Below are 901 nucleotides of genomic sequence, written 5' to 3'. Positions count from 1 at the left end.
ATATAGAGGGAAAAGCAGTCTTTCCCAGAAGCCGGCCCGAGGCCCTTGCCGCCTTCGCCAATGCCCGGCGCGAGGGCAAGACCCTGATCGATCTGGGCTGCATGCAGATCAACCACCACTACCACGCATCGCATTTTCGCAGCGTCGAGGACATGCTCGACCCACGTCAGAATGTCGACTATGCGGCGCGCTTCCTGGCCAGCCTTCATGCCCGTCACGAGACCTGGTCGATGGCCGTGGCCCGCTATCATGCCGGCCCCGACAATGACCCGGCGCAGAAGATCTATGTCTGCCGTGTCATTGCCAACATGGTCGCCACCGGCTTTGGAAAATGGACCGCGAACGCCCGCGGATTCTGCAACCCATAAGCGCATTTTCCATTACTAATAGACCTAACACACAACCCCGAATTGTTGTTCTGGCCTGGCCAAAACTTGGCGCCGAATGCGTATCTGGCTGCACGCTAATGCAACCGATACGATTCCAGACTCCCAAGAAACTAGCTACAAGAAATGACGGTTGTTCAGGATTCTCGCCAGCGGATAGGCCTCTCTTCACGGGGCAAATGATTCGATTCGGAAGGCGGGGCCGATGATTGTGATCGTTGACGAGCGCGAGCTCGTAACAGAGGGATACAATTCACTTTTCGATCGTGAGGGCATCGCCTGTGCAGGCTTTGCATCCGGCGAATTCGGTGAGTGGGTGAATTCGGCCGCCGACACCGATCTGCGCTCGGTCAGGGCCTTCCTCATCGGCGATTGCCGCGAAGGTTCCATCTCTCCGCGCCAGATCCGCGACCGCACCGGCGCCCCGGTGATTGCGCTGAGCGAACAGCATTCGCTGGAGAACACGCTGCGGTTGTTCGAGAGCGGCGTCGATGACGTCATTCGCAAGCCCGTCC

At 58.6% G+C, this 901-nt stretch carries 1 protein-coding gene and 1 pseudogene; both read left to right on the top strand.

Features of this window, described 5'->3' with window-relative positions; all coding sequences use genetic code 11:
- Nucleotides 1-368 (top strand): transglycosylase SLT domain-containing protein (locus tag EN994_RS33340; protein ID WP_164746524.1); only part of this gene is annotated, 368 nt, incomplete at its 5' end.
- A gap of 223 nt (nt 369-591) precedes the next feature.
- Nucleotides 592-901: pseudogene (locus tag EN994_RS33335) on the top strand (response regulator transcription factor); the annotation flags it as partial.

The organism is Mesorhizobium sp. M7A.F.Ca.CA.002.09.1.1 (genome assembly GCF_003998555.1).
GTDB lineage: Bacteria > Pseudomonadota > Alphaproteobacteria > Rhizobiales > Rhizobiaceae > Mesorhizobium > Mesorhizobium ciceri.
The sequence above is the reverse complement of the archived record's forward strand: the minus strand, read 5'-3'. Positions and strand labels throughout refer to the sequence as shown.